Below are 14,957 nucleotides of genomic sequence, written 5' to 3'. Positions count from 1 at the left end.
CAACCATTAATATGAATCTAAATTTTAAAAGACTGGCAGCAGCAGCGGCATTTGGCTTATGTTTAGTAAGCAGTGCTTTTGCGCAAGATGGGTGGAGTAGGACTGATAAAGATATCGAAAAGGCGGTATCCGTAGATACCTTGAAAAAAGGTAAATACACCCTTGTCTTTATTAACAAATCAGCAGATTTTGATTTGGCTATAAAGAAAAGGTTAGAAGATATCTTCTTTATCAACTATCCGAAACAAGCAAAGCTATACAACAAAAATACAATGGAGAAGGTCATCTTTGTGATGGATCCAGCGTACGATGGTATTGCTGCAGCCGGCGGTGGGGTGATTCGCTTCAATCCTGCTTGGTTTAAGAAAAATCCAGGTGATGTAGATATCGTGACACACGAGACTATGCACTTAGTACAATCGTATCCAAACGGTGCTGGCCCAGGCTGGATCACCGAAGGTATTGCTGACTATGTTCGTTTTACGATGGGTGTGGATAATAAAGGTGCCAATTGGTCTCTTCCTGAGTTTCAAGAATCACAATCCTATACCAATGCTTACCGTATTACAGCACGTTTTCTTTACTGGATAGAGAAAAACAAAAAGAAAGGATTTGTACAGAAACTAGATGCAGCGATGCGTTCGAAAACCTATACAGATGAATTCTGGAAAGCTAATACCGGTAAAACGGTAGATCAATTATGGGATGAATACAAGAAAAATCCTAAAATTTAAGTCTAGTACTTTTTAACGATAAAAGACATTATGGAAGTCATTCCATAATGTCTTTCTTATATAGAAGCAAAAACATGAAGAAATCACTTCGCATTTTAGTAGGGTTATTTTTACCGCTGGTGACCATGGCACAACAAAAACCGTTGGTGCAATATGTAAAGCCAATCATTGGTACAGCCAAGATGGGACACACCTTTCCGGGAGCTACGGTTCCCTTTGGTGCAGTGCAGTTGAGCCCTGATACCGATACCATTCCTTATGCCGTTAATGGTCGCTATAATGGCGACGTTTATAAATATTGTGCAGGTTATCAATATGCAGATCCTACCATTGTAGGCTTTAGCCATACCCACTTTAGTGGTACAGGACATTCCGATTTGGGTGATTTTCTAATCATGCCAACGGTTGGTAAGGTGCAGATGAATCCTGGTACCGCTACAGCGCCAGAAACAGGCTACCGTTCGCGTTTTAGCCATGAGGAGGAGCAAGCGGATGCGAACTACTACAAGGTGAAACTACAAGACTATAATGTGTTGGCTGAACTAACGACATCCGAGCGTGTAGGTTTTCACAAGTATACATTTCCGAAGTCGGATCAGTCGCATATTATTTTAGACCTAATGTCGGGTATCTACAACTATGACGGCAAGAATGTATGGACTGTTGTTCGTGTGGTGAACGATACCTTAATTACGGGCTATAAGCAAACGCATGGTTGGGCACGCACAAAGACTGTATACTTCGCCATGCGCTTCTCTAAGCCATTTAAAAAGTACGGTACGCAGAAGAATGATGGTAAGCAGGTTTACCAAGGGTTCTGGCGTAAATTTGATCAAGCAAACAACTTCCCTGATCAAGCTGGTCATAACCTACGTATGCACTTTGATTTTGAGACACAAGATCAAGAAGAAATTCAAATTAAATTTGCTCTTTCTCCAGTTAGTATGCGTAATGCGCTAGCGAATATGGAAGAGGAAGTGCCAGGCTGGGACTTCAACGAAGTTAAATTGGCTGGACAGCAAAAATGGAACGATGAATTAAATAAAATTCAAGTTCAATTGCCAGCTATAGAAGACTATGTCAACTTCTACACAGCGATGTATCATGCGGCATTAATGCCTACCGTTTATATGGATCGCAATGGCGAATACAAAGGATTGGACCAAGAAGTGCATAAAGCAGAAGGATTTACAAATTATACTTCGTTCTCTTTGTGGGATACATTCCGTGCTTTCCACCCGTATATGAACTTAATTGATCCTAAGCGTAATGCCGATATGGTAGCTTCCATGATGGCACACTATGATCAGTCTGTTTTAAAAATGTTGCCTATTTGGTCGCACTATGCCAATGATAACTGGTGTATGAGTGGTTACCATTCCGTATCGGTTATTGCAGATGCGATTATAAAAGGCGTTTATACTGGCGATGCTGAGGCTGCTTTAGCTGCTTGTGTGCAGACGGCCAACAAACGTGATTACGAAGGTATTGGTGCCTATATCGACTACGGTTTTGTACCTGATGAAAATTCGGGTACTTCCGTGTCTAATACCTTAGAGTATGCATATGACGATTGGTGTATCGCGCAATTGGCAAAAAAACTAGGTAAACAAGATGTGTACGATACCTTTATCAAACGTTCTGAAAACTGGAAAAACTTGTATGATGAACGTATCGGCTTCATGCGTCCTAAATCGAAAGATGGTGTATTCCGTGAGAAATTTGATGTTCTAGATACGCATGGACAAGGTTTCATCGAAGGGAATACTTGGAACTTTAGTTTGTATGTACCGCATGACCCTGTAGGAATGATGAATAATATGGGGGGGGAGAAACGTTTGGTACGTTACCTTGATTCTTTATTCACCATGCACTTGCCAGATGAGTTTTTTGAGCATACAGAAGATATCACCCGTGAGGGGATTATTGGTAACTATGTACACGGTAATGAGCCATCACACCACGTAGCTTACTTATATAACATCACGAAACAGCCTTGGAAAACGCAAGAGAAAGTACGTATGATTATGAAAAATCAATACCATAATGGGGCTGATGGCCTAGGTGGTAATGATGATTGTGGTCAGATGTCTGCTTGGTACATTTTCAGTTCTTTAGGTTTCTACCCTGTGTCACCGGCATCTGATGAATACTGGATTGGGTCGCCAGCAGTTCAAGCGGCAACGATGAACCTAGGTAACGGGAAAACATTGCGTATAACCGCTAAAAATCAATCTGATAAAAATGTATATGTGAAAAAGGTAAGTTTAAATGGTAAGGAAATTACCAACTTTATCTTAAAGCATGATGACTTAGTGAAAGGCGGAGACTTAGTCTTCGAAATGGCAGCTAAGCATAAATAAGAATTTGTTTGTTGTTTATAAATTGGAGAGGGCTTCTTGAGAAAGAAGCCCTTTTTATTTTTAGGCAAAGCTAAAAAAAGGCCTGCTTTTCTTCAAATGCAGACCTTTCCTTAGTTCTATTATGTTTAGCGTTCTATATCTTTTAAGCTCGCCATTTTTTTGTATTCCAAGAATCCTTTGATATCCTCAAAGTGCTCACGAACACGCTTATTACCAAATTCAAAAACCTTAGAAGCAAGCCCATCTAGGAAGTCACGATCGTGAGATACTAAGATTAGCGTTCCATCAAAGTCTTGCAGTGCATCTTTAATGATATCTTTCGTTTTCATATCCAAGTGGTTGGTAGGCTCATCGAGAATAAGAACATTAACAGGCTCAAGAAGCAGTTTAATCATGGCTAAACGTGTCTTCTCACCTCCAGAAAGTACCTTTACTTTCTTCGTCGTATCATCGCCACTGAACATAAAAGCACCCAATAGGTCTTTAATCTTCACGCGTACATCGCCTACAGCAATCTGGTCGATTGTATCAAAAACAGTTAAGTCCTCATCAAGTAAAGCCGCTTGGTTCTGTGCGAAATAACCGATTTTAGCATTATGACCAACCTTCAAAGTACCTTCAAAATCTATCTCACCCATGATAGCTTTAATCATGGTCGATTTACCTTCTCCATTTTTACCGACGAAAGCTACTTTCTCGCCACGTTCAATCACCATAGCTGCTTTTTCGAAAACAACATGGTCACCATATACTTTCGTTAAGTCTTCCACGATAACAGGGTATTGACCCGAACGTGGGGAAGGCGGGAATTTCAAGCGTAATGCTGAAGTATCGACCTCATCAATCTCGATAACTTCCAATTTCTCCAACATCTTAACACGCGATTGTACTTGCAATGTTTTGGAGTATGTACCGCGGAAGCGGTCGATAAATTCTTGGTTGTCGGCGATGAAGCGTTGTTGCTCTTCATAAGCTTTCAGCTGATGTAAGCGACGGTCTTTACGCAACTCTAAGTAATGGCTATATTTCGCTTTATAGTCGTAGATTCTACCCATCGTCACCTCAATGGTACGGTTGGTAATGTTATCAACGAAGGCACGGTCATGGGAAATGACAATTACGGCTTTCGCCGAATTCAATAAGAAATCTTCTAACCATTGGATACTCTCAATATCCATGTGGTTGGTAGGCTCATCGAGTAAAATTAAATCAGGTTTCTTCAATAAGATTTTGGCCAACTCGATACGCATACGCCAGCCACCAGAAAATTCTGACGTCTGTCTGCCGAAATCAGTACGCTCAAAGCCTAAACCTTTCAATACCTTTTCTACTTCAGCATCGTAGTTTACATCTTCAATAGAGTAGTATTTCTCGCTCAATTCAGAAACACGCTCGATAAGGTTCATGTAATCATCCGTCTCATAGTCGGTACGGATATTCAATTGCTCATTGAGTTCTTCCAATTCATCACGCATTTTATAGACTTCGTCGAATGCTTTCGACGTTTCTTCAAATACGGTAACATTATCTTTGGTCAATAAATGTTGCGGTAAGTAGGCAATAACAGCTTCCTTTGGACCACTGACATTTCCGGTTGTTGGTTTTCCGGCACCAGCAATAATCTTCAATAAAGTAGATTTACCAGCACCATTTTTACCCATAAGTGCGATTTTATCGTTTTCATTGATTGAAAAAGATACATCGCTAAAAAGAGTTGTTCCGCCAAACGATACGGAAACGTTATTTACATTTATCACTATATGATCGCTTTAAAATGAAATGCAAAGATAAGCGAATCCAATTAGTTTAGGCGGAAAATTTGCCCTTATTTATTACCTATCTTGTAGCGGTTTTTAGCAATACAAGTAAGAAAATATTCAATTTGTAGCTCCAAAAAACTATCTTTGAGCCTTATTTAATACTATTTAGCACCTATGTTGGCAGATTTAAACATTTATAGAAACAAGAAGAAAACACGGAATTTATTGTTGATGTCGGCAGGTGTCTGTGTAATTTTAGGATTAACTTTCATTTATGGGTTAGGGGTGTTTGATGCTATTTTTAAAGCTAAAGTGGCTGCCGTTAGTGGGATATTATGTCTTTTCATGTTAATATTGTTGTTTAAGTCCGTTGCAGATTTAAATGATAAATCCCCAATTATCGCTTTAACCAAAGAGACAGGAAATGGTAAAACAGCGCCTTTGCCAAAAGCATTGGGTGAATTCTTTTGGAAAGATGTGCAGGCAATTGATAAGGCTAAAATAGGAGGAGACACCTTAGTCGTTGTTAACTTGATCAACGCGGAGTACTATAAAACGAAGCTATCGAAGATGTTTTTTAACATGGCTTATGACAAAAATACGAACGAACTGCACGTAAGTTATTCTGCATCTGAAATAGATATGACTATCGACGAGCTGTATAAGACTTTCGTTTCCTACTGGAAAGAAAGTCAAGTATCGTAAAGAAAAACATAAAATAATAAAGCCAGAATAATCGTACTATTCTGGCTTTGTTATTTTATAGACTTTAAGGGAAAAGCCCCACGTCAGCATAGCTAGCGTGAGGCCGAATGAAAATATATCTAAAGGTGCTTGTTGTTTTTTAGAAAATAGAAGTAGGGCATTTATTTTTTAGCGAAGTTGCTGTATTCAGATGTTGTACGCACGTTTGTCTCCTGACCGATAAACTTAGCTAACATATTTAAATCGTCACCAGTAGTAAAGTAACGCTGTGCTTGGTCATTCCATACATGTTTTACCGTAAGCTCAAATTTGTCGGCCGTAAGAATTTTGATACGTACAGGTTTCTCATTGAATGCTTGTGTTTTTTCTAAGCGTTTTGTTTTTAGATTGATGGTCATCACCATTCTACAGTCTTTCATGAAAGAAGCTTCTTTCGGCAAAGAACTTGGGTCTAATTTGAAGCTTATTACTAAATAATCGGCTGTTTCTTTGTCTATTTTATAGGTGGCATCGTCAGCTCTGTTGGTCTCAGCGGGTTTTTCTCTTGTCTTGCGGAAAGAGTTTACGTCAGATTTTGACGCCGCCTTGCCATTAATGGAAAGCACATTCCATTGTTCATCTTTTGGTCTTGTAGGATCAAAAGTAGCAACCGTTACCGTCTCTTTGCCTGCGGCAGATAATGTTTGTTTCATGTCGTAAGCGTAATTAGTAGGCTGCTGTAAATATTCAGCATCTAAAAGCTTCGTATCTATTTGATATTTTGAAAAAGCATCTTCTATCACTGATTTTTGTGCAGAGGCGCTCATAGCAGCTACTGCAACAAAGCATACCGTAAGTATCGATTTGATGGTGCTTTTTGTTGATCCTTGTGTAAAAGCGATTGCCTGTTTTTTCTTCATGACTAATTTTGTTTTATCGTTTTGTTGAAACAAAAGTAGATGGAATAGTAGTCGGGATAGGGCGTAAAAGAAGTGAAGTGCCTAAATTATCTAGTGAATTGCGGTGTAGGGTAGTTGAAACGATTAGCCGGTGAAGATAAGTTGAAGTAATTATTTTTTGAAGGAAATGGGGATAGTGAAATGCTGTAAAATAAACATGGTCAGACTAATAGTCTAACCATGTTTTAAATAGCGGAGCCTTCGTGCGGCTCACTAAAATTTCATCGTCATTACAATTCTTCAGTTGGAGCTTAAGCTTACCATTGAAGTAGTTATGTACTTTCTCAATCGCATTAACGTGGACTATATATTGTCTGTTTACGCGAAAAAATTCTTTAGGGTCAAGCTCCTGTTCTAAGGTTTCTAGCGTTTGTGGTACCACAACCTCTTCCTCCTTAAATAGATGCGCATAGTTGATGTTTAAATGCGAGTAGAAGAAAGCAATATCTTCTACATTGATCTTCCTGTAGCCATCTCTAAAAGGAAGTAAGAAACGTGTACGGTAAGACTTAGGCAGCATTTGTGCCATAAGCTTTTCCAGTAGTGGTGTCTGCGATTGTTGCTTGCTTTGTTCAAACTTTACGAACGCCGCCGCTAAAGGCTCTTCTTCGATAGGCTTGAGTAGATAGTCGATGCTGTTATATTTAAAAGCTTTTATAGCGTATTCATCATGTGCTGTTGTGAAAATAACCGGACAGCTGATAGCTACTCGATTAAATAGTTCGAAGCTAAGCCCATCGCTGAGTTGAATATCCATCATGATTAAGTCGGGCGATTCATGCTCATTCAACCAGTTTTCTGCTTTTGTGACACTGCTGAGTACACCTAATATTTCCGTTTGTGGTCTTATCTTAAGAATCAATCGTTGCAAACGATCCGCATTTAACTTTTCGTCCTCGAGTATTAAAATCCTATTTAATGTATTCATCTGAGCAAAGGTACTTTAATTGTAAACGTAGTGTCGTCTTTTTCGATAGATGGGATTTTATCGCCCAGCAGCGCATAGCGACTGATAATGTTGTTTAGACCTATTCCTGTAGAGCTAGACCGTTGGATAAGCGGAAGCAGTCTGTTGGATACCACCAATTCATCATCCGCATTGACGTAGATATCTATTTGCAAGGGATCCTCCTCATCGGTGCGGTTATATTTTAGTGCATTTTCAATAAGCAGCTGTAACGTAAGTGGCGGGATAAGCATATCCTGTTTCTCGGAATCGATGTGAATGTTAAAACGACTACCGTCGCCCATACGTATACGGATAAGGAAGATATAGGTTTCTAAGAAATCAAGCTCCTCTCGTAAAGGGATGAGCTTTTTCTTCGCATTTAGTAAGAGGTAGCGATATACTTTTGTGAAATTTTCGGTGTATTCATACCCCAGTTGTTGGTCCTGTAAAATCAATTCTGATAATACACTTAAGTTATTGAACACAAAATGAGGGTCTAATTGTAGTTTTAAGGCTTGCAGCTCTACTTCACTTGCTAGTTGTTTATGTTGGGCAGCTTTGATTTCAAAATCTGCGGCCTGTAATATTGTTTTCTTCCAGCTGCGTAGTAGGTAATCGCCGGTGTTGAAAGCGCTAATCATCAGCGCCCAGAGGATGATAGCGATAATTGAATAAAGACTTTGTCGAATATTGATTGAGCCGGGTTGTATTTGAATCGGATTGGCAACAAACTGATAGATGATAGCCATGACAATAACGAGAAGGATAACCCCAATGATCTGAAATATAGTTTGTAATACTAATCGCTTTAATGGCTTTTTTAACCAAGGGATGCGCTTTTCTAAGCGTTTGTCAATGAAAAGACTGAGCTCGATAATAAGCGCACAAAAGATGAGATTCATGAACAACTCTAAAGACAATCTTGGGAAAGAAAGTGAAAAGTAAGCCTCCCAGTAGCTCCACGGGAAAATTAAAAATAAAGTTAAGTAAGAGCCTATGAAGCTGAAAATAACTAGTAGTATGCGCTTGTTTTTCGTTCTACTCATGCTGTTGTATATGCTGTCTAGACTATTCACAAAGTATTTTTAATAAGGTGAGAAATCTTTGCCTATAAGTCGCTAGAAGCGTTTTTTTGTTACAGCATAACGAATGAAAAGTTAAATAGTTTTTATAAAAATAGAAGGGGAAGTATCACAGGGTTTTAGAACCCTGTGATACAAACCTATTGATTTAAAATCCATGCGAAAATTAATGGAGCAACAATTGTTGCATCCGATTCAATGACGTAGCTTGGGGTCTCTACATCTAGTTTACCCCATGTTATTTTTTCATTGGGAATACAGCCGGAGTAGGAGCCGTAAGAAGTAGTTGAATCCGTGATTTGACAGTAGTATGTCCATTTGCATAGCCCTTCAACTTCTAGGTCTTGTTCTAGCATTGGTGCTACACACATGGCAAAGTCACCAGCAATACCACCACCGATTTGGAAAAACCCAATACCTTGATTACGTGCGTGCGTCTGGTAGAAGCCTGCTAGCCAAATCATGTATTCAATGCCGCTCTTCACCGTTGATGCTTGAAGCTCTCCTTTGATAACATAAGAAGCGAAGATATTACCCATAGTAGAATCTTCCCATCCCGGTACCACGATAGGAATATTTTTTTCAGCCGCCGCTAGCATCCATGAGTTTTTCGGGTCTATCTCGTATTCGTGTTCCAACACCCCAGAGCGTAGTAGCTGGTACATATATTCGTGTGGAAAATAGCGCTCTCCGGCGGCCTCTGCATCTTTCCATATTTTTTCAATATGTCCTTGAATTTTACGGAAAGCCTCTTCTTCTGGAATGCAGGTATCCGTTACACGGTTATATTTGTTGTTCAATAGTTCCAGTTCATCTTGCGGCGTAAGGTCGCGATAGTTTGGTATTCTCTTGTAATGAGAATGAGCGACGAGGTTCATGATATCTTCCTCGAGATTGGCTCCTGTACAGCTGATGATGGCTATTTTATCTTGGCGTATCATTTCCGCGAGGCTGATACCTAGTTCTGCGGTGCTCATTGCGCCAGCAAGGGAAACCAACATTTTACCGCCTTTGGCCAAATGATCTTCGTAGCCTTTGGCGGCATCTACTAAACTCGCTGCGTTGAAATGTAGAAAATTGTTCGCTAAAAAGGAGCGAACAGCACCTGTATTTTGTTTCATCTGATTAATTTTTGCTAAAATGGAATGCTAACTATAAAAAAGGCCTTTCTGCAGCTTCGTAATTATTGACCTCTTTTGATAGTATGGACAAAAGTCCTGATTCATATTAGTTTTTCTTTTTACATATGTTAAAAAATAGCCTTTCCCTTGGTGAAATTTTCTTTTTCAATAATTATTAGGTAAAAGGTTGTCTTTTTAGCCTAAAATATTGTTTTATAAAGTTGTTTTTAGCAACTATTTTTTTTCTAAGCACTACTCTTTTATTTATGTATTTATTGTGTTTCAATATGAAGACTGAAATCTATATTTTTTTTATGTAAAATCGATTCGATTTATCCGTTTAAAGTGTTATTCTTGCTTGTAAAATGCTTTTATCCTTTAAAAGCCGTTTCAATCTACCCGTTGAAAGAAATATTAACCTCTTTTTTAGAAGGCTTTGTCTTCTATACTATTCGACCATGTCTTGTAGACTTTAATCTTGGGATTGTTAAATAGACAACTTGTTTGTTTGGCATTTATCACTGTTTTTTTTACAAAAAGATAATGCTTTGTCACCCTTTTATTACAAAGCGTCGTATTAGATAAGAATAACCCTTTTATGAAGGACTATATCATGGAGAATATACAAGAACATATCATCATAAGTCGATTAATTGCTAAAGAACGCTTAGGTCTGCTTAGTCCTAAAGAAAAAGAACGTTTGCAGCATTGGTTAGCACAATCTATCGATAATAAGCAACTCTATGAAGCTATAAAATCTGATGTTCAACAAGGACTTAAGAATACTACTGCTGTTGATGAGACAGAACAATGGTGGGCTGATTTCAAGCAAGTGAAGCTTGGTAAAGAACCTAAGCGCTTCCGTATAAATGTATGGTCATATGCCTCTGCAGCAGCCGTATTGCTTATTGTGGGTTCCTATTTAATGTATCCGCGTTTAGCAGGAAATAATCAACAAGAAATCGTACAGCAGTTTAAGCGGGTAGAAGCACCCATCAAGAAGCAGTATAAAGGTGTCGTGCTTTTAAGTGATGATGAATCCAGAGAGCTGCTTGCTGAAGGTGGTGACCAAGAGACGGTTTATGATTTGAATAATTTGTTGACGGATAATGCGGCTACAGAGACACGTGTAGAGGGAAAGCCGAAGATGAATACGCTTATCATTCCACGGGGGGCAGAATTTAAAGTACGTCTTCCTGATGGTACCATAGCGTGGCTAAACTCGGAGTCTAAACTATCTTTTCCATCACGCTTTACTGGGGGCAATCGTGAAATAGCTATCGAAGGAGAGGTCTGTTTAGATGTTTTTCATGATGCAGAACAACCTTTTATTGTTCATACGCCAAAGCAACGTGTAACCGTACTGGGGACACTTTTCAATGTGGAAGCCTATGCCGGTAGAAATACGGTGACGACACTCGTTCGTGGTAAAGTAGAAGTGGATTTCAATAACCAGAAAATCCTGCTAAAACCTAATGAGCAGCTGGTAGCTCTTCATGATGGTTCGGTACGCAAGCAGCAGGTAGATGCCAACGAGCGTATTCAATGGACAAAAGGACGCTTTGAGTTTACCGATGTTAAGCTAGACGATATCATGCTAAAACTAAGCCGTTGGTATGATGTAAGCTATGCTTTTATATCGCCGGATGCGAAGAATGCACGCTTTACGCTACAGCTGGAGCGTGATGAGAGCTTACAATCGCTATTAGATAAAATTGAACAAACAGGACGTGTACGCTTCCAGATTTCGGGCAAGCACGTGCGCATAACAGAATAGAAAAAAATCAACCTAAATCATTAATCCTTAACCTACAATTTAACGAACAGAAAACACAAAAATCAACTCTAAATTAATTTCAACCTAACAAACTAAACTATTATTAAGGTAAACCATGAAGGATTTATTAACCGAATCAATGAACAAAAAACTGTGGGGATTTTGGCGGGATTCCCATGCGCAACGCGCAAAAATTGCAGTTTCTACTGCGATGCTCTTGCTTAGTAATTCGCTTGCAATAGCTCAACAAAAATTAGATATCAATAAAAAAAATGTCCCTGTTGTAGAAGTCATTCAACATATCCGATCCAACAGTGAATATTCTTTTGTATTTGATAGTGACGCCATCAAAAGACTGAAAAATGTAAGTGTTCAATTGAAAGATGCTACCGTGAATCAAGTGCTAGACGCTTGTCTTTCAGGAACGAACTTTACGTATACCGTTGATAGTAAAACTATCATTATCAAACCGAAGCCTGCACCTGCGCAGATGACGATAACGGTCCAAGCGGCAAAGCAAGTTTCGGGTACCATAAAAGGACAAGATGGAAAACCGCTCAGTGGTGTGATTATCCACCTTTTAGGGACTGAACTAAAAACAGTGACCGATCAAACGGGACGTTTCTCATTGGCCTATCCTCAAGATATACAGCAGGCTAAGATACGTGTTTCTTTAATCGGTAAAAAAGCGCAAGAGATTGAGCTAAAAGACCGTAAAGAGATAAATGTGACCTTGGAAGATGAGGTACAAGCCTTGGAGGATGTCGTGGTAACAGGTATTTTCAATAAGTCGAAGGCTACATATACCGGAGCATCAAAAGAAATTACAGCAGTTGAATTGGAACAGTTTAAAGGGCGTAACTTATTTGTAACATTAGGTAATATTGATCCGGCTTTTTATGTAGTTCCGAATAATAATCAAGGGTCAAATCCAAACTTAATTCCTGACGTACAATTACGTGGTACGAGCTCTCTGCCAAATATAAATCAATTGCAAGATGCTACTGCTGCTAATTTAAATGCTCCATTAGTTATTTTGGATAATTTTGAGACAACGATTCGTCGTATGATGGATCTGGATGTAAATGAAGTAGAATCCATTACTTTATTAAAAGATGGCTCTGCAACGGCTTTGTATGGTTCGCGCGGTGCTAATGGAGTAATTGTTATAAAAACAAAACCGCCAGTCGCGGGTAAATTACGTTTATACTACAAAGCTGGAATAAACTTGAATTTGCCAGAATTGAGTAGTTATAATTTATTAAATGCTCGCGATAAGCTGGAATTAGAACGTTTATCAGGCTTTTATGGGACTCCATCCAAAGAACCTTGGCAACAAATTTTAGTAACACAATACTATAATAAGGTAAAGCAAAATGTGGAAGAAGGAGTTGACACCGATTGGCTTTCAAAACCGTTGCGTAATGGAGTTGATCAGAATCATAATGTACGCCTTGATGGTGGTGATCGTTCATTTCGTTATTCACTTGGAGCAACCTATAATGACGTACAAGGGGTAATGAAAGGCTCCGGAAGGAAGAATTTTAATGGTTCAATCAACCTATCCTACGAGTATGACAAAATCACTTTTCGTAATAATACTATTATAGGAAATACACGTACCACCGAATCTCCGTATGGTTCATTTGCCGATTATGCGAAATTAAATCCGTATTGGAGTCCATATGATGCTCAAGGTAATATTGTTCGCACTTTTGAACCTTATGAAAGGCAGTACTGGGCAGGTGTGATTAAAGCTCCATATGGTAATCCGATGTATGATGCGACACTAAATACCTATGAAAATAGCAATACAACGAATATTAGTAATAATTTTCAGATTGAATGGCGTCCTATCGTTGGTCTTTTTGTTCGTGGTGGTTTAGGATTAACAAATGAAAACAGAACTTCAGATAATTTTAAACCTGCAAATCATTCGATGTTTAATGAGTACTCTGCTGATGATCTTTTCTTAAAAGGAAGATATATCTACGGATCAGGAAAAGGGACTCAATATACGGGTAGTTTTACGACAAACTATTCACGAGTATTTGCTGAAAATCATGGTATTTATCTAGGTGTAAATGTCGAAATGGCACAAAGTGAGAGTGTAGGCTATACGTTTAAAGCGCAAGGGTTTCCGGATGAGAGTGTTGACTTTTTAGGAATGGCATTGCAGTATGAACGTGGTGGTAAACCTGATGGTAACGAGTCGACAACGCGTCGTGTTGGGGTAGTTTCTAGTTTAAACTATGCGTTTAAAAACAAATATATATTCGATGCTTCCTACCGTTTAGATGGTGCTTCTCAATTTGGCGCTAATCGTCGCTTTGCTCCATTTTGGTCTACCGCTGTTGCTTGGAATGCTCATATGGAGGATTTTATGCGCGAGTATTTACCCGTTGTCAATCATCTTAAATTTAGAGCATCCTTCGGTAAAACAGGTTCTACCCAGTTCTCTGCTTATCAATCGCAGTCTGTTTACCAATATTATATGAGCAACAGCTATAATGGTATGTTAGGTGCTTATCAATATGCTTTAGGAAACCCTGATTTGGCATGGCAAACGACAGATCAATACAACGTAGGATTAGAGGTGCAGGTGCTAAAAGGAAGGGTGAGCTTTACTGGTGATATGTACCGTAAAAATACGAATAACCTGTTGTCTTCTTTAGATTTGCCTTTCTCGAATGGTTTTACAAGCTATAATGAGAATATTGGAGGTCTACGCGAAGATGGATTTGAATTAAGTACTAGCGTTTGGATTCTACCAAATAGAGGGGCTAATTGGTCTTGGTCAGTTACAGGTAATGTGGCTCATAATATAGATCGTATTACCAAGCTCTCCCAAGCTATGAAAGATGCGAATGCGAAATTATTGAAGAGTACATCGTCCAACCCAAACAAGATTATATTAGAAGGAGCTTCTCAAAACACAATTTATGTGGTACGTTCATTGGGGATAGATCCGAGTAATGGTAAGGAGCTTTTCTTAACTGATAAGGATGAAATTACGTACGATTGGCGGGCAGACTATCGTGTCGCTGCGGGACTTTCGACACCAAAATACCGTGGTAATTTTAGTACTATGGTGCGCTATAAAACAGTAACTTTTAATGCTTCTTTTGGTTTCCGTGCAGGCGGTCAATTGTACAACGCTACCCTGATGGATAAGGTTGAATTTGCTGATAAATATTTTAATGTGGATAGAAGAGTATTAACGGATCGTTGGATTAACCCTGGAGATCATGTTCCATTTAGGGGTATAAATAATAATTCTGTTAAAGTAGGTTCTTCTCGTTTTGTGCAAAATGAAACCTCGTTGTTTTTGCAGAATATAAATGTGAACTATGATATTCGAGATAGAAATTGGCTTAAAAAAGCAGGTATAAACACCTTATCTGTAGGCGCAAATACAGGAGAATTATTCTACTGGTCTAGTATCCGACAAGAGCGTGGTACGGGTTATCCTTTTTCTCGTCAAGTAGCTCTTAATGTATCCGTTTTGTTTTAGTCTTTAAGCATATA

The 14,957-nt window shown here is 38.9% G+C and carries 10 protein-coding genes; 5 read left to right on the top strand and 5 right to left on the bottom strand.

What is annotated here, in order from left to right; genetic code table 11:
* The first annotated feature begins 11 nt into the window (after window positions 1-11).
* A complete protein-coding gene (locus tag WH223_RS06115) occupies window positions 12-734 on the top strand; it encodes a basic secretory protein-like protein (RefSeq protein WP_340046656.1) in 723 nt (240 codons plus the stop codon).
* 74 nt (window positions 735-808) lie between these two features.
* Complete coding sequence (locus tag WH223_RS06110) at window positions 809-3,097, top strand: GH92 family glycosyl hydrolase (RefSeq protein ID WP_340046655.1); 2,289 nt, start codon at window positions 809-811, stop codon at window positions 3,095-3,097.
* A 125-nt stretch (window positions 3,098-3,222) separates the two neighbouring features.
* Here WH223_RS06110 and WH223_RS06105 read toward each other — a convergent pair whose 3' ends face one another.
* Window positions 3,223-4,854, bottom strand: coding sequence for an ABC-F family ATP-binding cassette domain-containing protein (locus WH223_RS06105; protein ID WP_340046654.1), 1,632 nt, complete (start codon window positions 4,852-4,854; stop codon window positions 3,223-3,225).
* A 177-nt stretch (window positions 4,855-5,031) separates the two neighbouring features.
* On the opposite strand from WH223_RS06105, the gene WH223_RS06100 reads away from it, so the two are divergent.
* Window positions 5,032-5,562 (top strand): STM3941 family protein, encoded by a 531-nt coding sequence (locus WH223_RS06100; protein ID WP_340046653.1) that lies wholly within the window; start codon window positions 5,032-5,034, stop codon window positions 5,560-5,562.
* A 161-nt stretch (window positions 5,563-5,723) separates the two neighbouring features.
* Here the strand turns inward: WH223_RS06100 and WH223_RS06095 are convergent, their stop codons facing one another.
* The 4 genes from WH223_RS06095 to WH223_RS06080 form a co-directional block, all read right to left on the bottom strand.
* Window positions 5,724-6,461, bottom strand: coding sequence for a hypothetical protein (locus WH223_RS06095; RefSeq protein WP_340046652.1), 738 nt, complete (start codon window positions 6,459-6,461; stop codon window positions 5,724-5,726).
* 205 nt (window positions 6,462-6,666) lie between these two features.
* Window positions 6,667-7,428 carry a LytR/AlgR family response regulator transcription factor gene (locus WH223_RS06090; protein ID WP_340046651.1) on the bottom strand — a complete coding sequence of 254 codons (762 nt, stop codon included), beginning with the start codon at window positions 7,426-7,428 and terminating at the stop codon, window positions 6,667-6,669.
* Window positions 7,425-8,495: a sensor histidine kinase gene (locus tag WH223_RS06085; protein WP_340046650.1), complete on the bottom strand. Its 1,071-nt coding sequence runs from the start codon at window positions 8,493-8,495 to the stop codon at window positions 7,425-7,427. Before WH223_RS06085 ends, WH223_RS06090 begins: the two co-directional genes overlap by 4 nt.
* A gap of 176 nt (window positions 8,496-8,671) precedes the next feature.
* On the bottom strand, window positions 8,672-9,652 hold the full coding sequence (locus WH223_RS06080; RefSeq protein ID WP_340046649.1) for a deoxyhypusine synthase family protein: 981 nt from the start codon (window positions 9,650-9,652) through the stop codon (window positions 8,672-8,674).
* Between the two features lie 598 nt (window positions 9,653-10,250).
* On the opposite strand from WH223_RS06080, the gene WH223_RS06075 reads away from it, so the two are divergent.
* Together WH223_RS06075 and WH223_RS06070 are read left to right on the top strand one after the other, a co-directional pair.
* On the top strand, window positions 10,251-11,429 hold the full coding sequence (locus WH223_RS06075) for a FecR family protein (RefSeq protein ID WP_340046648.1): 1,179 nt from the start codon (window positions 10,251-10,253) through the stop codon (window positions 11,427-11,429).
* 139 nt (window positions 11,430-11,568) lie between these two features.
* Entirely contained in the window at window positions 11,569-14,943 is a 3,375-nt protein-coding gene (locus WH223_RS06070) for a SusC/RagA family TonB-linked outer membrane protein (RefSeq protein WP_340046647.1), read from the top strand.
* Window positions 14,944-14,957 lie beyond the last annotated feature (14 nt).

This window comes from Sphingobacterium sp. MYb382 (assembly GCF_037572665.1).
In the GTDB taxonomy this organism is placed as follows: Bacteria; Bacteroidota; Bacteroidia; order Sphingobacteriales; family Sphingobacteriaceae; genus Sphingobacterium.
This window is presented reverse-complemented; position numbering and strand designations above follow the sequence as displayed.